The sequence below is a fragment of the Palleronia rufa genome, assembly GCF_000743715.1.
In the GTDB taxonomy this organism is placed as follows: domain Bacteria; phylum Pseudomonadota; class Alphaproteobacteria; order Rhodobacterales; family Rhodobacteraceae; genus Palleronia; species Palleronia rufa.
On the sequence record NZ_JQEY01000002.1, the window covers coordinates 42,431 to 65,874 of the forward strand.

Consider the following 23,444-nt stretch of genomic DNA (forward strand, 5'->3'; position numbering starts at 1 on the left):
TCGGCATCGCGATGGCTGGCCGGCCCCTTTGCCCGCGATGCTGGGGGAGGGTGTATCGCACCAGCCCCGAACCGCAATGCGACAGTCGCACCGCGCGGTCCGCATCCGGGACCTGGCGGATCGCAAGGCACTCCTCTGGGAAAGGAACCCGGTGGGCGGGATAGACGGGTCGCGGAACGGCGCCGGACCGCGTCGGGGCGCGCGCAATCTGGGGCCATGCGACACGCGTGCCCGCATCCGCCGCGCCACAGGAGCATCGAGAGTTGAACCCCGACACCCCATTCTCCGTTGCCGTGCGCACGGTGCGGCCCTAGCCTTGCGGGAATCCTGACGGCGAACCGAATCATGACCTATTGCGTGGGACTTCTGCTCAACGAGGGCATCGTCCTTCTTTCCGACACCCGCACCAACGCCGGTGTCGACAACATCTCGACCTATCGCAAGATGTACACCTTCGTGGAGCCGGGTGAGCGGGCCATCGCGATCATGACCGCGGGCTCTCTGTCGGTCACCCAGACCGCCATCGCGCGGATGGACGAGGCGATCGCCAACCCGGACGCGCGCTCTATCATGAGCGCCGGCACGATGCTCGAGGTGGCCGAGGTGGTGGGCGAAACCCTGTCCGACGTGACCAAGCAGGTCCGCTCGCGCATGGGCGAATCGGCGCAGTCGGCGCGGGCGTCGATGATCGTCGCCGGCCAGAGGCGCAACGGCGCCGCGCGGATGTTCCTCATCTATCCGGAGGGCAACTTTATCGAGGCGACCGAGGATACGCCCTATCTGCAGATCGGCGAACACAAGTACGGCAAGCCGATCCTTGACCGGGTGGTGCGGCCGGACACCAGGATCCACGACGCCAAGAAGGCGGTGCTGCTGTCGATGGATTCCACCCTGCGGTCGAACCTGAGCGTCGGGATGCCGCTGGATCTCTGCGTGATCGGGATCGACACGCAGCAGATCACCGAGCAGCGCCGGATCGAGCCCGAGGACGAGGTTTTCCAGGCCATGAGTCACGCCTGGTCCCAGGCGCTGCGCGATGCGTTCCAGGGGATCGAGATCTGAGCGTCCCGCTCAGCCCAGGTGACCGATCAGCGCGGCCATGGCCTGCGAGCGCAGGGAAGGCGCCTCCATCAGGCATTCGTGGCGCGCGCCGTCCAGCACCTTGAGGTCTCCGCCGGGCCATCGGGCCATGCGCGCGCGGACCGCAACGGGATCGACGATGGCCTCATCGGTGCCCAGAAGCGTCAGGCAGGGCGTATCGGGCGAAGGCAGCGCGGCCAGCGCCCGGCATTCCATCAGCGCCTCCGACAGCCAGCCGAGCGACGGTCCGCCGAGCGCAAGCTCCGGAACCGCCTCCGTCTGCCGCGCCATGCGGGCGAACTGTGCGGGATCGGTGGTCAGCAGGTTGTCGGCAAAGGGGATGAGGGACGCATAGGCCCTGGCGGACCCGCCCGGCGCGTAGCGATGCGTCAGCCCCAACCAGCGCGCGGCCCTTGCGGTGGCCCATGCGGCCGGACGCAGGCGGGGGGCGATCAGGATCCCCCACATGGGGGCGGAGAAGACCGCGCGGCGGATCGGCGCGCCGGCGATGAGCGCGCGCAGACCGATGGCCCCGCCCATGGAATGAGCGACCAGCGACAGGGGTTGCGGGCAGTCCGTGGCGGCCAGGTGGGTCAGCAGGGCGGCCACATCCAGCTGGTAATCCGCGAAACGGCCCACATGGCCCGACAGAGGATCGGGCAGCAGCCTGTCGGACAGCCCCTGGCCGCGCCAGTCGATGGCCACCGCGGTGAAGCCGGCAGCCACCAGATCGGCGGCCAGCACGCCGTATTTCTCGATATACTCGGTGCGCCCCTGGAAGATCAGGACCGTTCCGCGCGCTGGTCCCGGCGGATTCCACCGCGCGACCCGCAGCCGTCTGGCATCAGCGGTGGTGATCCATTGCGCCGCACCGCCGTCCGGGCCATCCGCGATGTCGGCATGGAGCGGCGCGGGATCCGCCATTCAAAGCGTCGAAGCGAGTTTCATGGCCTGACCCATGTCGCCGTCGATCTTCAGCCGGCCGGACATGAAGGCCGATGTCGGGTCGAGCGAGCCTTCGAAGATCTCCCGGAACGTGTCGGAGTCGGCGGTGAGCGTGACCTCTGCGTCTTCGTCGGCGGCGCGCGCGCCTTCCCCGTCCAGCATGATCGTTCCCTCGTCGGCCACGACGAATTTGGCCGAGCCGTCGAAGCTGCCGCCCGTCTTGCGGTTCAGTTCGCTGACGGCCTGCTGAATCATGTCGCTCATGGACATCTCCTCCATTTGTGTTCCGTCCGGGGGTGCAATCGGGGTGGGACGGGTTACAGTCACTCTCGATATGATATGGATGCTCCGCAATCTCAAATCTGCCGTCGCGGCATGGATGATCGTGGCCGCCGCCGCGTCGGCGCAGGGCGTCGCGGATCCGGTCGACGATCTGTTGGCGGCGCTTGCCACCGCCGAAGGCCCGGACGCCGAGCAGATCGTCGAAAAGATCGCGTCGGAATGGTCGCGCTCCGGCTCTGCCGCGCTGGACCTGCTGCTGAGCCGTGGCCGCGAGGCGCTGGCCCAGGACGACATCGACACCGCTCTGGGTCATTTCACCGCCCTGATCGACCATGCGCCGGAGTTCGCCGAGGGCTACAACGCGCGCGCCACCGCCTATTTCAACGCCCGGATGATCGGTCCCGCCGTGGACGACATCCGCAAGACGCTGTCGCTCAACCCGCGCCATTTCGGGGCGATGACCGGGCTGGCGATCATCCTGGAGGATCTGGGCCGGGAGAGTGCGGCGCTCGACGTCTGGAGAGAGGTGCAGCGCCTCTATCCCGCCAGCCCGCAGGCAGAGAGGGCCGTGCCGCGCCTTGAACGGATGGTCGAAGGCGCGACGCTGTAGCCGCCCTCCGCGGGCTTGTGTCTCCCGCCTGCAACTTTGCGACGCAACCGATGTCCGCGCTTCCGCGCGCCCGTGTGGCGCTGGTCGCCGCGTGGTAGCGTTGTGCAAAACACAGTCCGCGAAACTGCGGCAGCAAAGGGCAGTCAAACATGGCATCGAAACTGACGATCGGGCTTCTGGCCCTTGGCGGGCTTGCCGCGGCAGGGGCCCAGGCCCAGGAGATTTCCGGAGGAGAGCTCCGCCTCGGCTTCGGCGGCTTTCTCAACAGCGATACCGCCGTTCCGGATCGGGATGCGGATGCGCGCTATACGCTCGAAGGGTCGATGGAGTTGGAGTTTGGCCGCGCCGCGATGCAGTTCGACCTGTCGCTGGACCAGTTCGGTCTGGTCGATGAGAACGCCCGGGCCGGGACCCTTCATGGCATGTACAAGCCCGCAGGCAACCTTGCCGCGGGCGCGTTCATCGGGTTTGAGAACAGCGACATCCGGGACGTCACCTTCTACGGGGTGGAGGGCCTGTTCGAAGGGTCCAGCTACGGAGTCGAGGCCTATCTCCTGCGCTCCGATGTCGATGAGATCGACCTGTCCGGCACGGTTGGCGGGATCGCCGTGGGATACGACGCGCTTGCGGACCTGCGCAGCGGCGCCAAGATTGTATATGGCGAATTCGACAGGGACGAATCCATCGCGCTCTATGCTTTGACGGCGGAGTACCGGCTCGGCCCAGCGACGGCGATATCGGCCGAACTGGGGCGGTTCGACAACGATGCGCCCGGTTCGAACGACATCGAAGGCAACTATGTCGGTGTCATGGCAACCTTCAGCTTCGGTCCGGGCCAATCCACGACCTTCGACCGGCGCGGCATTGTCGATCTTCTTCCGGGATTCTGAGCCGGGTTCAGGGTTGTGCCCGAAGGCCCGCGCCCTCATCTGAGGGGCGCGGGTGACGAAAAGGATCGGCATGGGACGGATCACGGCGGTCCTCGGCCCCACCAATACCGGCAAGACGCATTACGCGCTGGAGCGGATGCTGGGCTATCGCACCGGCGTCATCGGCCTGCCGCTGCGTCTGTTGGCGCGCGAGATCTATGACAAGCTGGTGGCGCTGCGGGGTCCGTCCGTGGTGGCGCTGGTCACGGGTGAGGAACGCATCGTCCCGGAACGGACCCAGTACTGGGTCTGCACCGTCGAATCCATGCCAGAGGCGATGGGCGCCGATTTCGTCGCCATCGACGAGATTCAGCTCTGTGCCGACCCAGAGCGCGGCCATGTCTTCACCGACCGGCTGCTGCGCGCCCGCGGCACCCATGAGACGCTTCTGCTGGGGGCGGAGACCATGCGCGGCGCCATCGCCGCCCTGGTCTCCGACGCGCAGTTCGTGCGGCGCGAGCGGTTCTCGACCCTCATCTACACCGGCAGCCGCAAGATCAGCCGGATGCGCCCCCGCTCGGCCATCGTCGGGTTTTCCGTGGACAACGTCTATGCGATCGCCGAACTGATCCGGCGCCAGAAGGGCGGCGCCGCCGTGGTGATGGGCGCCCTTTCCCCGCGCACCCGCAACGCCCAGGTCGAGATGTACCAGAACGGCGACGTGGACTACCTGGTGGCGACGGACGCCATCGGGATGGGGCTGAACCTGGACATCGACCACGTCGCCTTCTCTGCCACGCGGAAATACGACGGGCGGCGGATGCGCGACCTCCAGCCCAACGAACTGGCCCAGATCGCGGGCCGCGCCGGGCGCTACCGCAACGACGGCACCTTCGGCGTCACCGGAGAGGCCGCCCCCCTGGACGACGGCGTGGCCGAGGCGATCTGTGAGCATCGTTTCGCCCCGATCCGGACGCTGCAATGGCGCAATCCGCGGTTGAGCTTCGGCACGGTGGACGCCCTCATCGCATCGCTGGAGGCCAGGCCCGAGCAGGAGGGCCTGGCCCGCGCGCGGGAGGCGGACGACCTCATCGCCCTCCGCGCGCTCTCCGCCATCCCGGAGGTGGCGCAGTCGTGCCGCGACGCCCAGGCCGTGCGGCTGCTCTGGGACGTTTGCCGGATCCCCGACTTTCGCGGCATCAGCGCGGGCGAACATGCCGGGATGCTGGAGCGCATCTTCGGCTTTCTGCGCGATGTGGGCCGGGTGCCCGACGACTGGCTGGCGCGGCAGGTCAAGCGTATCGATCGAACCGACGGCGACATCGACACGTTGTCCAAGCGGTTGGCGTATATCCGCACATGGACGTACGTTGCGCAGCGCAAGGGCTGGCTTGACGATGAGCGGCATTGGCGCGAGGCCACCCGTTCTGTAGAAGATCGGCTGTCCGATGCGCTCCACGCGGCGTTGACCCAGAGATTCGTGGACCGTCGCACCAGCGTGCTGATGCGACGGCTCAAGCAGAAGGAGGCCATGGTGGCCGAAGTGAACGACAAGGGCGAAGTGACCGTCGAGGGTCAGTACGTGGGGCGGATCGAGGGCTTTCGGTTCCGGCAGGACAAGTCTGGCAGCCCGGATGAGGCCAAGACGCTCCGCCAGGCCAGTGCCGCGGCGCTGGCGCCGCAGTTCCACCTGCGCGCCGACCGGTTCTACAACGCGCCCGACGGCGAGATCGACGTGACCGAACAGGGCGGCCTGATGTGGGGCACAGCCGCCGTCGGCAAGCTGGTGCGCAGCGACGATCCGCTGCGGCCCGGCGTGGAGGCGTTCGTCGACGATGAGGCCGGGGCCGAGGTGGTCCAGAAGGTCCAGCGCCGTTTGCAGCATTTCATGGACCGCAAGGTGGCCGCGCTGTTCGAGCCGCTGTTGGCCCTGAAGAAGGACGAGACGCTGGAAGGCCTGGCCAAAGGCTTTGCCTTTCGTCTCATCGAGGGGTTCGGCGTGATCCCACGCAGCGAAATCGCTTCGGAGGTCAAGGAGTTGGACCAGTCCGCGCGCGGCGCCCTGCGCAAGCACGGTGTCAGGTTCGGACAGTTCACGGTGTTCCTTCCGCTGCTGCTCAAGCCCGCGCCGACACGGCTGCGGATGGTGCTCTGGTCGCTGGCCGAAGGGCTGGCCACCTTCCCAGAAAGCCCGCCGCCGGGGCTTGTGACCATTCCCGTGGACCGCCAGGCGCCCCGGGGCACCTATACGATGGCCGGTTACCGCGTGGCCGGCGAGCGTGCGATCCGGATCGATATGCTGGAGCGCCTGGCCGATCAGATCCGCGGCCAGGACACCCGCGCCGGGTTCGAGGCCAAGCCCGACATGCTGTCGATCACCGGCACCACGCTGGAACAATTCGCAGCGCTGATGGAAGGGCTGGGCTACAAGGCCGTCCGGGGTGAGCGGGAGAAGGTTCAGGGCCCGAAGGGGACATCCTCCGCTTCGGCCACCCCCACGCCCCCCGATCCCAAGACGCCGGACGACCGCCCCGGCGACGCGCCCGACGATCCGCCGCCCGCACCGCCGCAGGAACCCGACACGCCACAGGTCGATGAGCCCCCGGAGACACCGGCCCCGCCACCATCCGAGGTGCCGCCGGGCGCTCCGGGCGGTCCGGGAACCGCCCCCTCGATGACCGCCGAGGCCGGGACACCGTCGGCAGATCAGGGGGCAGAGCCGGACTCGCCTGCCATGACCGACATCGCGGCTGTGACGGATGCTGACATGTCCGGTTCGGATCAAGACTCCGCAGCGGATATGTCAGGCCATACCGGTGCGCCGGCCGCCGCCGCCGTCTCCGCCGGAGCGGACGACACCGCCGCGATCACCGATGCGGATATAGCCGGCGGACCTGCGGCGGAGGCGGCGCCCGCGACCGGTCCCGAAACGGAGGTGTTCTTCACGTTCACCTGGGGTGGTGGTCGCGGCCAGCGCGGCGGACAGGGATCCCGGGCCGCGCGCGGCCCTCAGGACGCCAAGCCGAAGGGCAAGGGACGCGGACCGAAAGGCGGACCCAAGGGCGACCGCCAGAAGGCATCGGCCGAGCCGCCCCGCCGGGCCGAATCCCGACCGCCGCGCAAGGAAAAGGCCATCGACCCCGACAATCCCTTCGCCGCCGCGCTGATGGGGCTGAAAGGCGGCAAGTGAGCCGGATCTGGTGACGCCGGTCCCGCCGCAGCCGTCGATCCGCCTGGACAAGTGGCTCTGGTTCGCACGATTCTTCAAGACGCGCAGCTTGGCCGCGCGCACGGTTGCACAGGGGGGTGTGCGGGTGAACGGCAGTCGGGTGTCGAAACCCTCGGCGACGGTCAGGACCGGCGATCTGCTGACGTTCTCACAGGGGGACCGCACGCGCGTGGTGGCGATCCTTGGCACGGGAGAGCGTCGCGGCCCGGCGCCGGAAGCGCAGGCGCTCTATCAGGACCGCTCGCCACCCGCACCGCCCAAGGGCCCGCCAAACCCCCGTTACGACAAGGGCGGGCGACCGACCAAGAAGGACCGGCGCACAATGGGCGGACCTCAGTGGGACTAGGGCCGGGGCGGCCGCCACCCCACGCGGAAAGCAGAGCGGGCCGGAATCGTTGACGGCACGCGTTTATTCGCCCAGAAGTTGTTTCTAACTGCAGCATAATCTCCTCCCGGAGGTGCCGATGCCCACGACCTTCAACGTCTTCTCGCTTGGGCAGGGGAAGGCGATCGACCGGAACGAGGGCAACACCGTTGCGGAGCGGGCGGACCGCCTGGTGGGCAACACCTACGGCAGCCGGACCAATCCCCTGTTCAGGAATATCGCCGAGTTTTCACCGGGATCGACCGGCTTCTCGGGCGGATCCGCATCCGACGCGTACGACCAGGACAACAATAGCCTCAACAACAGCCCGCGTGGGGAGTATTTTCGTCTGAATGGCGGCCCGAACCGGGTGTTCGACGCCGTGGCGGTCTACAACGCGACCCTCACCTATACGGACGGCACCACCGCACCGATCACCGCAGTCGTTTTTCAGGATACAGGCAGCAATCTCTACCTGGCACCGGAACGGGCGAACAATTCCGACCAGACCGCGCTGGAGGCGAAGCCGCTTCAGTCGGTCAGACTGAACAGCCTGAACGACAACGATTTCACAGGATTGTTCGGAAACCGCCCGGCGGGCAATTTCGCCGTATGCTTCACCCGCGGCACGCGGCTGCTGACGCCCGGCGGTTACGTGGCGATCGAGGCGCTCGTGCCGGGGGACATGGTGACCACGGCCGACAACGGCATACAGCCGATCCTGTGGATCGGTCGCACGTCGCTTACGGCGACGGAGCTGGCCGATGCGCCCAATTTCCGGCCCGTGCGCCTGCGCCGGGGCCATCACGGGTTGATGCGTGACGTACTGGTATCGCCTCAGCATTGTGTGGCGGTGGGCGACAGTTTCGTGCGCGCCCGGCACCTGGCGGACATCGCCGGCGCGGGTGCGCGGGTGGCACGTGGCATGGGCCGGGTCGAATACATCCATCTCCTTTGCGATCGTCACCAGGTGCTGATCGCCGAAGGGATGCGGACCGAGAGCTTCTATCCCGGTCCCTTCGCGCTGGCAGCACTGGGCGCCGATGCGCGGGCCGAACTGTGCATCGCAGCGCCGGAACTGGGACGGGGACCCGTGGCGCGGCAAGCCGTCGCCCGGTGTTTCGGCCCGCCCGCCCGCCCCATCCTGACCCGCGCGGAGTTGCGATCCGTGAACCGCCTGGAAGAACTGGCCGAGATCGCGTGAGCAATCGTGTTCGCGGCGCTGTGCCCGTCCGCTTTGCCGGGATCCTTCACTGGGCGGACAGAGGTCAGCCTGCCAGGCACCACCTGCCGTGAGTGTCGCGGATAAATTGCCGCCCGTCGCTTGAACCTCGCGTCGCCCGGGTCTATCCCGCCGGGTGACCAACGGCGGATCGAACCCCATGACATACATCGTCAACGACAACTGCATTGCCTGCAAGTACACCGACTGCGTCGAGGTGTGCCCCGTGGATTGCTTCTACGAGGGCGAGAACATGCTTGTGATCCATCCGGACGAATGCATCGACTGCGGCGTGTGCGAGCCCGAGTGTCCGGCCGACGCGATCCGTCCCGATACGGAGCCGGAGGCCGAGAAATGGGTCGAGTTCAACCGCAAGTACTCAGAGCGCTGGCCGGTTATCGTCACCAAAAAGGACCCGCTGCCGGGTGCCGATGAGATGGACGGCAGGGAGGGCAAGATAAAGCTGTTCTCCGAAGCCCCCGGGGAAGGCGGCTGACGGCACCGGCGCAGGCCTCATCCAGCGGCGGATGAGGCCCGGACACCGGTTGCGACACCTTGTGCTGCGACTGCATCCTGCCGCGCTGGCGCGGGGCGTTTTTTTATGCTATGATCCGTCACATGCGAAAGGCGTCGGCGGTGTCCGGCCGGACCGTCGGGACATCGTTGCTCCCGGCGGAATTTCTTTCGCCATACGCCTTGGGGGCTGAAAAGGAACAATGTCTGCAATGAGCAAAGCGAAAAAGCCGGAATTCCGACCGAACGATTACGTGGTCTATCCTGCCCACGGGGTCGGTCAGATCCTGTCGATCGAAAAGCAGGAAATCGCGGGGCTCGAACTCGAGCTGTTCGTGATCTCCTTCGAGAAGGATAAGATGACGCTCCGCGTCCCCACCCACAAGGCCACCGAAGTCGGTATGCGGCAGCTGTCCTCTCCCGATGTGGTGACCAAGGCCATGACCACTCTCAAGGGCAAGGCCAAGGTGAAAAAGGCCATGTGGTCGCGTCGGGCGCAGGAATACGAGCAGAAGATCAATTCGGGCGATCTGATCGCCATCGCGGAGGTCGTGCGGGACCTGCATCGGACCGATGATCAGCGCGAACAATCCTACTCGGAGCGCCAGCTCTACGAAGCCGCCCTGGAACGCCTGACCCGTGAGATCGCGGCCGTCTCCGGCGACGACGAGGCATCCGCCCAGCGCCAGATCGACTCTGTTCTGGAGAGCCGCAAGGCCGCCGCCTGACGTCTGCGTGATCGACCAACCTGACGCCGCGCCCCATGGAGAGCGCGGCGTTTGTCATGGGTGAAGGACTTGGTGCGTTTCGCGCCGCATGATTTTCCTGAGCGGTCAGGCCACCCGCGCGGTCCCGGGCTTGGGATCGCTGTCGTCGTCTGGCTCGTCCTCGTCCTCTTCTCTCTGCGTTCCCCGCATCTCATCGTATTTTGCCGAGAGGGCGCTCTCCAGTTCCGCGTTGAGCTGGCGCGCGCGCTCCATGTAGGGCTCGTTCCGGGAAATCGGAACACCGGGGCGCCAAAGCTGCGCCATCTCACGCAATGCAGAGCGGTCGACCTTGTAGAACGCCTTCTCCAGTTCCGCGGCCTCGAACTCGCTGAGGCCGATGTTCTCCAGCACATAGCGTCCGGCCCGCAGAGAGCTGTCGAACACCTCCCGCACGATGTCGTCCGCCCCGGCACGGTAGAGTTCATAGACGTGGTTGCGATCGTAGGCGCGGGCGATGATGTGCAGGTCTGGCCGCGCCTTGCGCGCGTATTTCACCAGCGCCGTGACATTCTTCGGCTCATCCATGGTTACAACCAGCACCTTGGCGGTATCGATCCCGGCGGCGTGCAGCAACTCCGGACGGGTCGGATCGCCGAAGAAGCCCTTGAACCCGAACTTCCGCATGAGTTGAATGGTGTCGAGGTCGTGGTCCAGCACCGTCGTCTCATATCCCGCAAGCTGCAGCATTCGATTGACCACCTGACCGAACCGGCCGATCCCGGCGATAATGACAGGCGCCTGGTGGTCGATCTCGTCGGCCTCCATCTCTTCGGCATCGCCGCGTTCCACCGCGCGCTTGTTGATCTGCTCCCAGACAATGAAGAACAGCGGCGTGAGCAGCATCGACATGCCGATGACCAGCAGCAGCGTCTCGCTCAACTCGCGGCCCAGGACGCCGGTCTGGACCGAGAACGACGTCAGCACGAAACCGAACTCGCCCGCCTGCGCAAGCCCCAGTGTGAAGAGCCACCGGTCACGCCGGCCCAGCCCGGACACACGCGAGATCACATAAAGGACCGTGCCCTTGAGCAGCATCAACCCCAGGGTCAGGCCCATGATCGTGACGGGCGAGTCCAGCAGGCGCGGGAAGGAGATGCCCGCCCCTACGGTGATGAAGAACAGTCCCAGCAGAAGGCCCTTGAACGGCTCGATGTCGGATTCCAGCTCATGGCGGAACTCCGAGTTGGCCAGCACGACGCCGGCCAGAAAGGCGCCGAGTGCGGGCGACAGGCCGACTAGGGTCATCACGAAGGCGATGGAGATGACGATCAGGAGCGCCAGCGCGGTGTAAAGCTCACGCAGGCGCGCGCGGTGAATGTAGCGGAAAAGCGGTCGCATTCCGTACACGCCGGCGACGATGATCGCGGCGATGGCACCGACCGTCATCAGCGTGATGCCCCAGCCGGGAAGGTTCTGGACGATGCTGCTGACGGTCTCCGCATTGGCGGCGGCCGTGCTGTCCCCGGCCCCGCCCGTCCCGCCGCCGTGAACGCTGGCCCTGCCGACCAGTCCGCCGCCGCTGACAGCCAGCAGCGGAAGGACGGCCAGCATCGGGATCACCGCGATGTCCTGGGTCAGCAGCACCGAAAAGGACGACCGCCCACCCGCTGTCTGCATGAGCTGCTTTTCGTTAAGGGTCTGGAGCACGATGGCGGTGGACGAAAGGGCCATGATCATGCCCACCGCCGCAGCTTCGGCGACCGGAAGTCCCAGCACGATCGCTGCGCCGCTGACCAGCGCCATGCTCGTGACGACCTGGGCGCCGCCCAGGCCCAGCAGCTTGTGGCGCATCTTCCAGAGCGCCTGGGGCTCAAGTTCCAGACCGATGAGGAACAGCATCATGACGACGCCGAACTCGGCGAAATTCTTCAGATCCTCGGTCTCCGAGCCGACAAGCCCGAAGGCCGGACCGATCAGGATTCCCGCAGCAAGATAGCCGAGGACGGATCCCAACCCGAGCCGCGCCGCGATAGGCACCGCCAGAACGGCGGCACCAAGGTAGACCGTGGCCTGAAACAGAAAGGATTCCATGCTCTCTCCGGTATGGTTTTCGCGCCTTGCAGGCAATGGCCCAAGCGGGTGCCGCAAGAGATCTTGCGGAAAAACCGCCGCCGCGGCGTACGCACCACCGGCCGCCGATCGGCCTCAGGGCATGGCCAGCATATATGTGCGTCCGCCCTTGATGTATTGCAGATCGGACTGTCCGATCGCGCGCACGCGGCCGCCGTTTATGCGGTCGCCGACCTTCACCTTTTCGAAGCGGCCGTTCGGCAGACGGACCAGCGCACGGCGGTTCGACTGCGCGCCGTAGACCCCGATCAGGTTCATGGCGTTCAGCTTCAGGATCTTGCCCTGGGTGGCGCGCGACGCGACAGCGCCGGTCGTGGGCGTGCGGGGCGTGATTGTGGCAGAGGCCGCAGCGACTTCGACCGGCGCGGCACGGGAGACGGTGCGCGAGAAGGTCCGGGGCCGCGCGTCGGGCCGCAGGGAGCGGGCGACGGCATATGGGCTGGTCTCCACGGGTGGCGGGACGATGGCAGCCAGGGTCGCGACGACGGCCGCCACGTCGGCGGCGTCGGTCTCTGCGTCGATGGCGGGCGCAGCGGGGGCCGGCCGTGCCCGGGGGGCGACGCCCGTCGCAACCGCGTCGGAATCGGCGCCGATCGCTTTTTCCACGGCGGTATCGATGGCATCGCCCCCCTGTCCCGGCCGCGGCAGGGGCGAGAACGCGGCAAGACGAACCGCGCCGGCGGTGGGCGCGGGGTCCGCCTGGTCCAGGGCGGCGTCCGGCCGCGACGGGCTGTCGTCTTCCGGTTCCGCTACGCCGGGTCTGGCGCGCGGCTCGGACTGGGCCAGACGTGTTGCCTCCGGACGGGTGTCGCCCAAGGCGTCATCGGCCCGACTGTCCGTCGGACCGGGGCGGCTTGGTGGCACGGCAGGGGGCGGGCCCTGGGTCACCGGTACTGACAGATCACCCTCGTCACTGGCGGCGGTTGCGTCGGTTGCGGCCACGTCGCCCGGCCGGGTGGGCGGCGGCGGGGGCCGGACGGCAGGGGCGCCTGCCGTCACGCGCACCCCATCCGGTGTCACGGTGCCCTCTGGGGTGGCGGTCGTCCGGCCCGGCTCTGCGGTTGCGGACGTGGTCCCGGAGGGCGCGGGCGGTACCAACGCATCGGGCGCGGCAGTGCCGGCGAGGTCAGGGGGGGCGATGGCCGGGACGCTCTCCTGCGCCGCGATCTCCGGATCGGTGACGGGCGCCGGGTCGGTCTGCGGGGCGTCCGTCCGGGGCGCGGTCGCGGCCGACGGCCCGGAGGTCCAGACCCCCGTCGCCGCGTAGCGTGAGGTCTCTGCCGCCTCGGCGGGACGCCGGAGCGGATCGTCCGGGGCGACATCGGTTTCCGAGCTCTCCGGCGCCGCCGCGGTCGCCGGATCTTCGGACCGGGCGGGGGCGGGCAAGTCATTTCCTGCCGCGGGGGCGGGTGCGGGCGGTGTGGCCGTTTGCGCAACCGCGTCCGCCGCGCCGGAGATTTCGCCGCCGGTCTGATCGGCTGCGTCCGGCAGGCCGGGGGCGGGTCGTGTCAGCGTCTCCGGGTCGATGATCGGTCCCGGATCGGTCACCGGCGCCGCCAAGTCCGCGGGCGGCAGAAGGGCCACGCTCTCAGCGCCCGCATCGCGGGACGCGGTGTCCTCGGCCAGAAGGAAGAACGCCGACCAGATGGCGAGCGCCAGGATCAACGCCACGGAGACTCCGGCGAAGACCGGCAGAAGGGTGGCCATCCCGGAACGATGCCGGGGCCGGGCCCCGAAGATCGTCATCTGCTCAGCCTCTGTCGGACTGTCATGGCGCATCTGCGGCGCAACGCGCGCCGGGCCTTCGGACGGTGCCGCCGCGGCGCCGTCGGGCGGCGCGACCCTGCGGACGGTGGGCACCGGAGCGACGCCGCGCGGCCCCGTCGGCGCAGGCCGCGCGGCGGCATCTCTGCCGTTCGGGCGGCCCGAGGGCGCCGGCGCGGCGGGGCCGGATCCGGCGTCGGGCGCCATGTCGATGCGCGGGTCGATGGCGCCGAGGCGCGGCACCCCGGCAGGCTTGGCACCCGTCTCCGCGGGGGCCGGGGACCTGTCCCGCCGCGAAGCGAAGGCCGGCGTCTCTGCGGGTCGCTTCGGCGCGGCGGCCGGTTCGGACCCGGCCGAGGGAGCGTTCGCGGCTCCCTCCGTTTCCGCGCGCGGCGTCGCACTCTTGGGCTGCGGGGTCGATGCGGCGCTTCCGGCCGCCGGGACGGACGTCACAGGCGCCGCATCCGACGCGACAGGCGCCGGGCGCGGAGCCGTGAAACTGTTGCGGCCGGGCGTAGAGACCGGCGGGGCGGCCTTGGCCGATGTCGTCTCCGTCCCGGCCCGGGCGGGATCCGTGGACGCGCCGGTCGGGTCGCCCGGAACCGGCCGATCCGCAAGGGTCGCCCCGATCGCAACCTCTTGCTCTGCAGGCCGCGTGCGCAAAGACCTATCCGAAGTGCCTGCGTTGCGCAGCGAAGCGTCGTCCATCTCCGGCCGCGCGCCTGTCGCGGCCCCTTCATCGACCGGCGCGGGCGCTGGCCGCTGGGCCGGGGCCGCATTATCGGCGGGTGTCTCCCGCACCGCTTCGCCGGACCGCGCGGGTCCCTCCAGATCCGCCACCCGCGTCACCGCAGGGCTGGCGGAAGGAGTATCAGGCACCTTGGTCGAGACCCCGAAATCGGCCTGACCGCGGAACGCGCCCGGCTTCGGCGCGGATCCGAACCCCACGTTGCCGAACCCGTGGGACAGCGCGAAAGCCTCTGCCTCATCCAGCGTAGCGCGCGCCACGGCGGCGACCTGCACCCTGGATTTCGACTTGGCCTTCCAGTCGTAGACCAGATCCTCCAGCGCGTAGGGGGTCAGCCCGTCCAGCTGCCGTTCGATCTCGGCGGCGCGGGCGACCTTGTCATCGGCCTGGACCTCCAGTTCGGTGAACAGGATCTCCGAATGGGGGATCATCAGCAGCGGTTCGACAGGCTTTCCGGCCGCCGCCTCGACCTCGCGCCGCAGATCCTCGAACCGCGTGTCGAAATGCGGATCGTCCAGCGGGATCTCTCCCAGGACGGTCTGTGCCGATCCCGCATGGGACATGAGCCGGACCCGGTCCTGAGAGAAGTCGAGCGCGTAATCTTTTTTCATGATCCGGTTCTAGCATATGCGCGGATGGCGGAAAGGCTCTGAGATCCGGTCATAGTATTATCGCAGAAATCCGCCATTGGAAAGATTCTGGCGCGAAGGGGGTGGCGGATCGCTGCAAAAAATCGCGTCATGGCGGATGGATCGATCAGGAGTGAAGCGCATGAGATTTTTGGTTGCAATCGCGGTTCTGGCCGTCGGGCTGGCGGGCACGGCCCGCGCCCAGGACGAACCGGCAGCCCTTGTCGTCAACGGACAGGGCGTGTCCACGGCCGCGCCGGACATGGCGACGCTGCGGACCGGCGTCCTGGGAGAGGGCGAGAGCGCGGGCGACGCGATCGACGCGCTGAGCGCCGGGCTCGATCCGGTGATGGCCGCCCTGGCGGAGGCCGGGATCGCCCCCGCGGACATCCAGACGGGCTCTCTGCAACTCAGCCCGGTCTATGACGACAACGAAGTGGAGCCGCGCGGGCCCGGCACGCCACCCCGGATCGTCGGCTACCGTGCGGAGAGCCTGTTGGGCGTGCGCGTCCGTGATCTTGACGCCCTCAGCGGCGTGATCGACCGGGTGGTGACGGAGGGCGCGAACCGGCTCGACGGGATCGGCTTCGGGCTGGCGGACCCTCAGGCCGCGGAGGATGCCGCCCTGGCGGCGGCGGTCGAGGACGCGATGCGCCGGGCGGCCGTGATGGCGCAGGCCGCGGGCCGGCGCCTGGGTCCGATCCTGGAGGTGACGGAGACCGGCGGCGGCGGACAGCCGATGATGATGCGCGCGGCGATGGAATCGGACGCCGTCGCCATCGCTCCGGGCGAACTGGAGATCCAGCAACAGGTGCGTCTGCGGATCGTGCTGGCGGAGGACTGAATTGGAAAATCGCCGCCCGGCAAGGGTTTGCCGGGCGGTGTTGACACGTCTCAGGCGGGGGCCGCCGTCGCCTTGGTCAGCGCCTGGTCCAGATCGGCGATGAGGTCGTCGGCGTCCTCGATCCCGATGGACAGGCGCACCACCTCCGGATCGGCGCCCGCGGCGCGCTGCTGGTTCTCATCGAGCTGGCGGTGCGTGGTCGAGGCCGAGTGGATGATGAGCGAGCGGGTATCGCCCAGGTTGGCCACATGGGAGAAGAGATCCAGCGCGTCGATCAGCCGGATGCAGGCGTCGTACCCGCCCTTCACCGCGAAGGTGAACAGGCTGCCCGCGCCCTTCGGGCAGATCGCCGGCACACGGGCCGAATAGGGCGAACTGTCGAGCCCGGCATAGGTCACGTAATCCACCCGGTCGTCCTGTTCGAGCCAGCGGGCGATCTTCATGGCGTTGGCGACGTGGCGCTCCATGCGCAGGGACAGCGTCTCGATCCCCATCAGCGTGTAGTGCGCGGCCTGGGGGTTCATGGTCATGCCCAGATCCCGCAGGCCGATGGCGATGCCGTGGAAGGTGAAGGCCAGCGGGCCGAAGGTCTCATTGAACTTCAGCCCGTGGTAGGCGGGCTCTGGCTCCGACAGCGACGGGAACTTGCCGGACGCCGACCAGTCGAACTGGCCAGAATCCACCACCGCGCCCCCGGTGACCGTGCCGTTGCCGGTCAGGAACTTGGTGGTGGAATGGACCACCAGCGTGGCCCCGTGCTTGATCGGGTTGCACAGGTACGGGGTGGCCGATGTGTTGTCGACGATCAGCGGCAGTCCGACGTCGCGGGCCAGATCGCCCACGGCGTCGAGGTCGGTGATGTAGCCGCCCGGATTGGCGATGGATTCGCAGAAGATCGCGCGGGTGTCGTCGTCCACCGCCCCGCGGATCGCATCCAGGTCGTCGAAGTCGACGAACCGTGCCGACCAGCCGAACCGCTTGATGGTCTGGGTCATCTGCGTGACCGTGCCGCCGTAAAGCCGGGTCGAGACGACCACGTTCTTGCCCGGGCTCATCAGCGGAAACAGCGCCATGATCTGCGCGGCGTGCCCCGATGAGCAGCAGACCGCCCCCACGCCGCCCTCCAGCGTGGCGATGCGCTCCTGCAGCACCGCGACGGTGGGGTTGGTGAGGCGGGAATAGATGTAGCCGACCTCTTGCAGGTTGAAGAGCGCCGCGGCGTGGTCGGCATCGCGGAACACATAGGCGGTGGTCTGGTAGATCGGCGTCTGCCGCGCGCCCGTCGCCGGGTCGGGGCGGGCGCCCGCGTGGATCTGGAGCGTGTCGAATCCGTAGGTATCGGGCATCGGGGGCCTCCCTTTCTGGTCGCCGGGACGCTAGGGGAGGTTTCGTGCCGACACAACGCCCGGAGACACCGATGCCGACGCCGTTCCACCTTGCCATCCACGTGACCGATCTGGACGAGACCCGCGCCTTCTACGCCGGCCTTCTGGGCTGCGCAGAGGGGCGATCCACCGACACCTGGGTCGATTTCGATTTTTTCGGCCACCAGTTGTCGCTGCACCTGGGCACGCCCTTCGCCACCACCGACACCGGCAAGGTCGGCGATCACATGGTGCCGATGCCACATATCGGACTGGTGCTGGCGCTGCCGGACTGGGAACGCCTGCGCGACCGGCTGGAGGCGGCGGGAACTGCCTGGGTGCTGGCGCCGTCGGTCCGGTTCGAAGGCGCACCGGGCGAGCAATGGACGATGTTCTTCCGCGATCCGTCCGGCAACCCCATCGAGATCAAGGGGTTCCGCGACATGGACGCGGTCTTCGCCGCCTAGCCCAGCCGCGTCTTGTCCGCGAACTCGGCGGTCCCGTTCTCTCCGGTACGGGCGATGACGCTGAAATCTCCAGTGGACTCGAGGATCACCGCGGCGACATCCTCGGGGCGCGGCGTCTTGGAGCTGCGGATCACCGTCATCAGCTCGGCCTCGGTGACCCGCGCCCGGCGCATCGCACCCGCCAGCATCCGCCCCTCGCGCATCAGCAGCGTCGGTTCGGAACGGACCAGCCGCGCGAACGTGGCGGAACGGGCCGAAAACCAGGCGATGGCGTATTGCAGACCGATCAGCACCGCCAGCGCCACGACGCCTTCGACCAGAGCGATGCTGTCGTTCAGCAGGATTGTCGCCAAGGTGGATCCGATGGCCACGGTCACCACGAAATCGAAGGCATTGAGCTTGGCCATCGTCCGCTTGCCCGAGACGCGCAGCATGGCGATCAGCGCGACATAGCCGATGGGTCCGACGACGGCGATGTGAACCAGCCCGTCCCAGCCCTGAAAGAAAAGATCGCGGTCCATCCCTTCGGAACGGAGCCGGTCGCGCGCCTGTTCCTCAGGTCTTGAGCGGGGCGACCCGGGCCAGACCTTCGACCTTGCCGCGGGCGGCGCCGGAGTCGATGCTTTCCCGTGCGATATCGGCACCTTCCGGCAGGCTCTTCGCACGCCCGACGACCATCAGGGCGGCGGCCGCGTTGAGGAGCACCGCGTCCCGATAGGCCGAGCGCGCGCCGTCCAGAAGCGCGCGAAAGGCGCGACCGTTGTCGTCCGGCGTGCCACCCACGATGGCGTCGAACCCATGGACCGGAAGGCCGGCATCCTCTGGCGAGACCTCCCGCATCGAAACGTGACCGTCCTCGAGCACCGCGACGCGGGAGGGTGCCGCGATCGACAGCTCGTCCGTGCCGTCGCCGCCATGGACCAGCCAGGCGCGGATGCAGCCCAGCCGGCCAAGCGTTTCGGCCATCGGGGCCAGCACGTCGGGCGAGAACGCTCCTGTCAGCTGGTATTTCACGCCCGCCGGGTTGGTGAGCGGCCCGAGGATGTTGAAGATCGTGCGGGTCCCCAGCTCGATCCGCGTGGGCATGACGTTGGCGATCGCGGGATGATGCATCGGCGCCATCATGAACCCGATGCCGACCTCCGCCAGCGCGCGCTCGACCACATCCGCGCCGACCATGACGTCGATCCCCTGGCTCGCGATCACATCCGCGGCGCCGGATTTCGAGCTGAGGTTGCGGTTGCCGTGCTTGGCCACCGGCACGCCCGCGCCGGCCACCACGAAGGCCGTCGCGGTTGAGATGTTGAGCGTTCCCTTGCCGTCGCCGCCGGTGCCGACGATGTCCATGGCGCCCTCCGGCGCGCGGACCGGCCGCGCGCGGGCGCGCATGGCGGCGGCGGCGGCGGCGTATTCGGACACCGATTCGCCCCGCACCCGGAGGGTCATCAGGAAACCGCCGATCTGGCTGGGAGTGGCCTGACCGTCGAACAGGATGTCGAAGGCGGCGCGGGCCTCGTCTTCGGTCAGCGGGCGGTCGACGGCGGCGGCGATCAGCGGCTTGAGGTCGGCGCTCATGCCGCCACCGGCGCGGAATCGGGCGCCATGTCTAGAAATGTCTTCAGCATCGCGTGGCCGTGTTCCGACCGGATCGATTCCGGGTGGAACTGGACGCCGTGGATCGGCAGCGTCCGGTGCGCAAGGCCCATGATCGTGCCGTCCTCCAGCGCCGCGGTGACGTGCAGATCGGCCGGCAGGCTCTCGCGCTCCACCACCAGCGAATGATAGCGCGTGGCCGACAGCGGCGACGGGAGGTCCGCGAACACGCTCTGGCCCTGGTGATGAACGATGCCGGCCTTGCCGTGAACGATCTCCGTATGGCGCACGACACGGCCGCCGAACGCCTGCCCGATGGCCTGATGGCCAAGACAGACACCCAGCAGCGGGATCCCCGCCTCGGCCGCCGCCAGCACCAGCGGCAGACAGATCCCGGCACGGTCGGGATCGCAAGGCCCGGGAGACAGCAGGATCTGCCGGGGGTTGAGGGCCATGGCGTCCTGCACGGTCAACGCGTCGTTGCGGTGGACCTGCACCCGGGCGCCCAACTCGCCGACATAGTGGACCAGGTTCCAGGTAAAGCTGTCGTAATTGTCGATGAGCAGGAGCACGCTGGCGGTCCTTTCGTCTGGATCGGGCCGGAGCCGGCCGGCTGGGCGTATAGATGGGGGACGGCGCGGGGGAGCGTCAAGGTCGCGAAGGGCGCGGGAACGGGATCGCCGGGGCGGGACCGTGGCGGAACGCGGGAGCGGCCAGGATCAGTCCGTGCCCGGGCTTGCAGCCTCCCTCAAACGGACCCAGGCGGCGCGCAGGCCGCTCAGGTCAGGGCTGGAACGCCGCCGGCCGATGATCCGGGCCTCCGAAGCCCGGCGCGGCGCATGTCCTCCCGGTGGGCCCGTGCTGATCGCGCCGGGCCGGACCGGCCGACCGGGGTCAGGCGCCGCCGGTCCGCCAGGCCGCGATATGGGCGACAGCCTCGGGCACGTCGCCAGCCACCGTCAGGAAGTCGCGCAGCGACGGTGCCGCGAAACCCTGATCGATCACGTGCTCCACCATCGCCACCACCGGATCCCAGTAGCCGCCGACATTCACGAGCACGATCGGCTTGGCGTGAAGGCCGAGCTGGCGCCATGTCAGCACCTCGAAGAGCTCGTCCAGCGATCCGGCGCCGCCGGGCAGCACGATCACGGCGTCGGCGTTCATGAACATGACCTTCTTGCGCTCATGCATGGTCTCCGTAACGACGAACCGCGTCACGTCACGCTTGCCCACCTCCAGATCGAGAAGATGGCCGGGGATGACGCCGAACGTCTCCGCCCCCGCGGCCTGTGCGGCCCGGGCGACACGGCCCATCAGGCCTATGTCGCCGGCGCCGTACACCAGGCGCCAGCCCCGTGCCGCCATGGCCGTGCCGAGCGCCTCTGCGGCGTTCGCATAGGCGGGATCGTTGCCGTCGCGCGATCCGCAATAGACGCAGATGGATACTGGTGCGGGGGCGGTCGCGGGCATGAACGGCAGTCTTTCGGGTCAGTTCGTTCACTGCTACGGGTCGAGGGCCGGTCCCGCAAGACATGCGACGCTTCCGGCCGCGCAAACCAACGGCCGTACGCTCCGCTCCGGCGCGCCGGAGACCGTCACGCTGTCGCTCGGTTGGAAGATTCGGGGGCTGTTCGGACCCCGAACCGGACCTGCGCTGTCGCCTCCGTGACCTTGGTCTGCGCCGTGTTCGATGACAGCCGTCGTTCGGGGAGACATCGTTGCCAGCAGGCCCCCGGGCGGCTCTTCCCACCGACCGGCGCTGGCCAATTCCGGCCGGACCGCCTAGATCACGCCCATGCGCGCGCGTCCTCCCGCCCCCGACATCGACCGTCAGGACCAATACGCCGGCGGTGCGGGCATCGTCCTGCGTGTGCTGCCGTATCTCTGGCCGGAAGGCGAACGCGGCATCCGCGTCCGGGTGGTCGCGTCGCTGCTGATGCTTCTGGCGGCCAAGCTCATCGCCGTCACCACGCCGTTGTTCTACAAAGCCGCCGTGGACAAACTCGCCGGCGAAGGTGCGGATGCCGCCTGGATGCTGGGCGCGGGCGCCGTCGGGCTGACGGTGGCCTATGGCGTGGCCCGCGCGCTCAACGTCGGCTTCCAGCAGCTGCGCGACGTGCTCTTCGCGCGCGTCGGCCAGCGCGCGCTCAGGACCCTGGCGCTGGAGACGTTCCAGCATATCCACCGCCTGTCGCTGGGATACCACATCCGCCGCCGTACGGGGTCTCTCCAAAGGGTCATGGAGCGGGGGGTCAAGGGGGTGGAGTTCCTGCTGCGGTTCCTGCTCTTCTCCATCGGCCCCCTGGCGCTGGAGCTGATCATGGTGGGAGCGATCCTGGCGGCGCTGTTCGACTGGCGCTACCTTGCGGTCATCGCCCTGACGATCCTGGCCTATGTCTCCTTTACCTTCGCGGTGACCGAATGGCGGGTGAAGATCCGCCGAGAGATGATCCGCCAGGACAATGACGCCGCGCAGAAATCCATGGATTCGCTTCTGAATTTCGAGACCGTGAAATACTTCGGCGCCGAGCGGCGGGAGGCCGACCGCTACGACGGCGCCATGGCGGGATATGTCGAGGCGGCGCTCAAGACCTCCTACTCGCTCGCGGCTCTCAACGCGGGCCAGTCGGTCATCATCACCGCCGGACTCGTGGCGGTGATGGCCATGGCCGCGGCGGGCGTCCAGTCAGGGTCCCTGACCACGGGCGATTTCGTCATGGTCAACGCCTACATGATCCAGATCACCGTCCCGCTGAACTTCCTCGGGACCGTTTACCGGGAGATCCGGCAGGCGCTGGTCGACATGGCGCAGATGTTCGGCCTTCTGGAGCAGCCGGCCGACGTGACCGACGCGCCCGACGCCCGGTCGCTGATCGTGGACAGGGCCGAGATCGTATTCGACGATGTGCGCTTCGGCTATGGCGACGACCGTGAGGTTCTGGCGGGCGTGAGCTTCCGCGTGCCGCCCGGGCGCACCCTGGCGCTGGTCGGCCCCTCCGGCGCGGGGAAATCCACCATCGGGCGGCTCCTGTTTCGGTTCTACGATGTGACCGGGGGCGCCATCCGCATCGACGGGCAGGACCTGCGTGCCGTGTCGCAGGACAGCCTCCACGCCGCCATCGGCGTGGTGCCCCAGGACACGGTGCTCTTCAACGATACCATTCTCTACAACATCGCCTACGGCCGCCCCGATGCGACCCGCGGTGAGATCGAAGCCGCCGCCCGTGCCGCCAAGATCCACGATTTCGTCGCCAACCTGCCGGAGGGCTACGATACCCAGGTGGGAGAGCGCGGCCTGCGCCTGTCGGGCGGCGAGAAGCAGCGTGTCGGTATCGCGCGAACGCTTCTGAAGGATCCCGCGATTCTGCTTCTGGACGAGGCGACCAGCGCGCTCGACACCGAGACCGAGCGTGACATCCAGTCGGAGCTGAAGGCCATGGGGCAGGGACGCACGGTGCTGGTCATCGCGCACCGCCTGTCCACCGTCGTGGATGCCGATGAGATCGCGGTGATCGAGGGCGGCCGCATCGTGGAGCGCGGCAACCACGAAGCACTTCTGGCGCGCGGCGGGCGCTATGCGGTGCTGTGGCGGCGCCAGGAGACAGAAGAGGCCGCCTGACCGGGACGGCTTCGGGGCGTCCGGGAGATGGTGAGGCGGCCGCAACGGTAAATTTGGCCAGCGGTCTGGCCGCGCACCGTGTCGTGGGGGACGTTCCGCGAACACCGGCTCAGAACAGAGTGGCCCAGAGGGCGGCCGCGATCCCCAGCATGGCCAGTCCGGACACCGCGTCCACCGCCGTCGCGCCCCCCGCCGTGTCGAGGAGCGGGCGCACGATGCGCGCACCATGGGTAACGCCGGTGAACATGACGGCAGAGGCCGGGACGGCGCCCGCCACGAAGATCGACCGCGCGTCGGAGGCGGTCGCGAGCCCGCCCAGAACCACGATCCTATCCACACGGACCAGCGGGTTCAGGAACGTGACCGCGGCCGCGCCCGGAACGGCGGCGCGGACGTCCTGCCGGTTCAGCGTCGCCGCTCCGGGCCGGTCCGGCATCGTCCCTGCCACCGATGCGGCGGCGCGCC

General features: G+C 68.3%; 21 protein-coding genes. 11 read left to right on the top strand and 10 right to left on the bottom strand.

The features are described 5' to 3' along the window. Nucleotides 1–345: 345 nt before the first annotated feature. Nucleotides 346–1,062 carry a peptidase gene (locus KW83_RS04300; protein ID WP_036175171.1) on the top strand — a complete coding sequence of 239 codons (717 nt, stop codon included), beginning with the start codon at nucleotides 346–348 and terminating at the stop codon, nucleotides 1,060–1,062. A gap of 9 nt (nucleotides 1,063–1,071) precedes the next feature. Here KW83_RS04300 and KW83_RS04305 read toward each other — a convergent pair whose 3' ends face one another. Together KW83_RS04305 and KW83_RS04310 are read right to left on the bottom strand one after the other, a co-directional pair. Further along, the gene (locus tag KW83_RS04305) at nucleotides 1,072–2,004 is read right to left on the bottom strand and encodes an alpha/beta fold hydrolase (protein WP_036175174.1); all 933 of its coding nucleotides are present in this window, start codon (nucleotides 2,002–2,004) and stop codon (nucleotides 1,072–1,074) included. Further along, nucleotides 2,005–2,289 (bottom strand): SCP2 sterol-binding domain-containing protein, encoded by a 285-nt coding sequence (locus KW83_RS04310; RefSeq protein WP_036175957.1) that lies wholly within the window; start codon nucleotides 2,287–2,289, stop codon nucleotides 2,005–2,007. Nucleotides 2,290–2,368: 79 nt separating this feature from the next. Between KW83_RS04310 and KW83_RS04315 the strand changes: the two genes are divergently transcribed. The 7 genes from KW83_RS04315 (at nucleotide 2,369) to KW83_RS04345 (ending at nucleotide 9,842) form a co-directional block, all read left to right on the top strand. After that, nucleotides 2,369–2,917, top strand: a complete 549-nt coding sequence (locus KW83_RS04315) for a tetratricopeptide repeat protein (RefSeq protein WP_235191359.1) — start codon at nucleotides 2,369–2,371, stop codon at nucleotides 2,915–2,917. A 149-nt stretch (nucleotides 2,918–3,066) separates the two neighbouring features. After that, entirely contained in the window at nucleotides 3,067–3,807 is a 741-nt protein-coding gene (locus tag KW83_RS04320) for a hypothetical protein (protein WP_036175180.1), read from the top strand. 70 nt (nucleotides 3,808–3,877) lie between these two features. Beyond that, nucleotides 3,878–6,976 carry a helicase-related protein gene (locus KW83_RS04325; protein WP_036175183.1) on the top strand — a complete coding sequence of 1,033 codons (3,099 nt, stop codon included), beginning with the start codon at nucleotides 3,878–3,880 and terminating at the stop codon, nucleotides 6,974–6,976. 10 nt (nucleotides 6,977–6,986) lie between these two features. After that, a complete protein-coding gene (locus KW83_RS04330; RefSeq protein WP_036175186.1) occupies nucleotides 6,987–7,361 on the top strand; it encodes an RNA-binding S4 domain-containing protein in 375 nt (124 codons plus the stop codon). 118 nt (nucleotides 7,362–7,479) lie between these two features. After that, on the top strand, nucleotides 7,480–8,583 hold the full coding sequence (locus KW83_RS19010; protein ID WP_051928264.1) for a Hint domain-containing protein: 1,104 nt from the start codon (nucleotides 7,480–7,482) through the stop codon (nucleotides 8,581–8,583). Nucleotides 8,584–8,761: 178 nt separating this feature from the next. Next, nucleotides 8,762–9,097, top strand: a complete 336-nt coding sequence (fdxA, locus tag KW83_RS04340) for a ferredoxin FdxA (RefSeq protein ID WP_036175189.1) — start codon at nucleotides 8,762–8,764, stop codon at nucleotides 9,095–9,097. A gap of 229 nt (nucleotides 9,098–9,326) precedes the next feature. Then, complete coding sequence (locus KW83_RS04345) at nucleotides 9,327–9,842, top strand: CarD family transcriptional regulator (protein ID WP_036175192.1); 516 nt, start codon at nucleotides 9,327–9,329, stop codon at nucleotides 9,840–9,842. A gap of 105 nt (nucleotides 9,843–9,947) precedes the next feature. On the opposite strand, the gene KW83_RS04350 is transcribed toward KW83_RS04345, so the two are convergent. Then, the gene (locus KW83_RS04350; RefSeq protein WP_036175195.1) at nucleotides 9,948–11,912 is read right to left on the bottom strand and encodes a cation:proton antiporter domain-containing protein; all 1,965 of its coding nucleotides are present in this window, start codon (nucleotides 11,910–11,912) and stop codon (nucleotides 9,948–9,950) included. Nucleotides 11,913–12,026: 114 nt separating this feature from the next. Then, entirely contained in the window at nucleotides 12,027–15,074 is a 3,048-nt protein-coding gene (locus KW83_RS04355; protein WP_036175198.1) for a hypothetical protein, read from the bottom strand. A 160-nt stretch (nucleotides 15,075–15,234) separates the two neighbouring features. Here KW83_RS04355 and KW83_RS04360 point away from each other — a divergent pair, with 160 nt between their 5' ends. Beyond that, nucleotides 15,235–15,936, top strand: coding sequence for an SIMPL domain-containing protein (locus KW83_RS04360; protein ID WP_036175202.1), 702 nt, complete (start codon nucleotides 15,235–15,237; stop codon nucleotides 15,934–15,936). Between the two features lie 50 nt (nucleotides 15,937–15,986). Here KW83_RS04360 and KW83_RS04365 read toward each other — a convergent pair whose 3' ends face one another. After that, a complete protein-coding gene (locus KW83_RS04365) occupies nucleotides 15,987–17,282 on the bottom strand; it encodes an O-acetylhomoserine aminocarboxypropyltransferase/cysteine synthase family protein (protein WP_036175205.1) in 1,296 nt (431 codons plus the stop codon). Between the two features lie 71 nt (nucleotides 17,283–17,353). On the opposite strand from KW83_RS04365, the gene KW83_RS04370 reads away from it, so the two are divergent. Then, nucleotides 17,354–17,767 carry a VOC family protein gene (locus KW83_RS04370; protein WP_036175208.1) on the top strand — a complete coding sequence of 138 codons (414 nt, stop codon included), beginning with the start codon at nucleotides 17,354–17,356 and terminating at the stop codon, nucleotides 17,765–17,767. Here the strand turns inward: KW83_RS04370 and KW83_RS04375 are convergent. From KW83_RS04375 to KW83_RS04390, 4 genes are all read right to left on the bottom strand, one after another. Then, complete coding sequence (locus KW83_RS04375; RefSeq protein ID WP_036175211.1) at nucleotides 17,764–18,288, bottom strand: DUF421 domain-containing protein; 525 nt, start codon at nucleotides 18,286–18,288, stop codon at nucleotides 17,764–17,766. The genes KW83_RS04370 and KW83_RS04375 overlap by 4 nt on opposite strands. Nucleotides 18,289–18,322: 34 nt before the next feature. Then, complete coding sequence (trpD, locus tag KW83_RS04380) at nucleotides 18,323–19,342, bottom strand: anthranilate phosphoribosyltransferase (RefSeq protein WP_036175213.1); 1,020 nt, start codon at nucleotides 19,340–19,342, stop codon at nucleotides 18,323–18,325. Next, the gene (locus tag KW83_RS04385) at nucleotides 19,339–19,932 is read right to left on the bottom strand and encodes an anthranilate synthase component II (protein WP_036175218.1); all 594 of its coding nucleotides are present in this window, start codon (nucleotides 19,930–19,932) and stop codon (nucleotides 19,339–19,341) included. The genes trpD and KW83_RS04385 overlap by 4 nt, the downstream gene beginning before the upstream one ends. A 322-nt stretch (nucleotides 19,933–20,254) precedes the next feature. Then, on the bottom strand, nucleotides 20,255–20,830 hold the full coding sequence (locus tag KW83_RS04390) for an LOG family protein (RefSeq protein ID WP_036175225.1): 576 nt from the start codon (nucleotides 20,828–20,830) through the stop codon (nucleotides 20,255–20,257). A gap of 325 nt (nucleotides 20,831–21,155) precedes the next feature. Here KW83_RS04390 and KW83_RS04395 point away from each other — a divergent pair, with 325 nt between their 5' ends. Beyond that, nucleotides 21,156–22,979 carry an ABCB family ABC transporter ATP-binding protein/permease gene (locus KW83_RS04395; protein WP_081904462.1) on the top strand — a complete coding sequence of 608 codons (1,824 nt, stop codon included), beginning with the start codon at nucleotides 21,156–21,158 and terminating at the stop codon, nucleotides 22,977–22,979. Nucleotides 22,980–23,088: 109 nt separating this feature from the next. Here the strand turns inward: KW83_RS04395 and KW83_RS04400 are convergent, their stop codons facing one another. Beyond that, nucleotides 23,089–23,415 (bottom strand): LysE family transporter, encoded by a 327-nt coding sequence (locus tag KW83_RS04400; protein ID WP_051928266.1) that lies wholly within the window; start codon nucleotides 23,413–23,415, stop codon nucleotides 23,089–23,091. Between the last annotated feature and the right edge of the window lie 29 nt (nucleotides 23,416–23,444).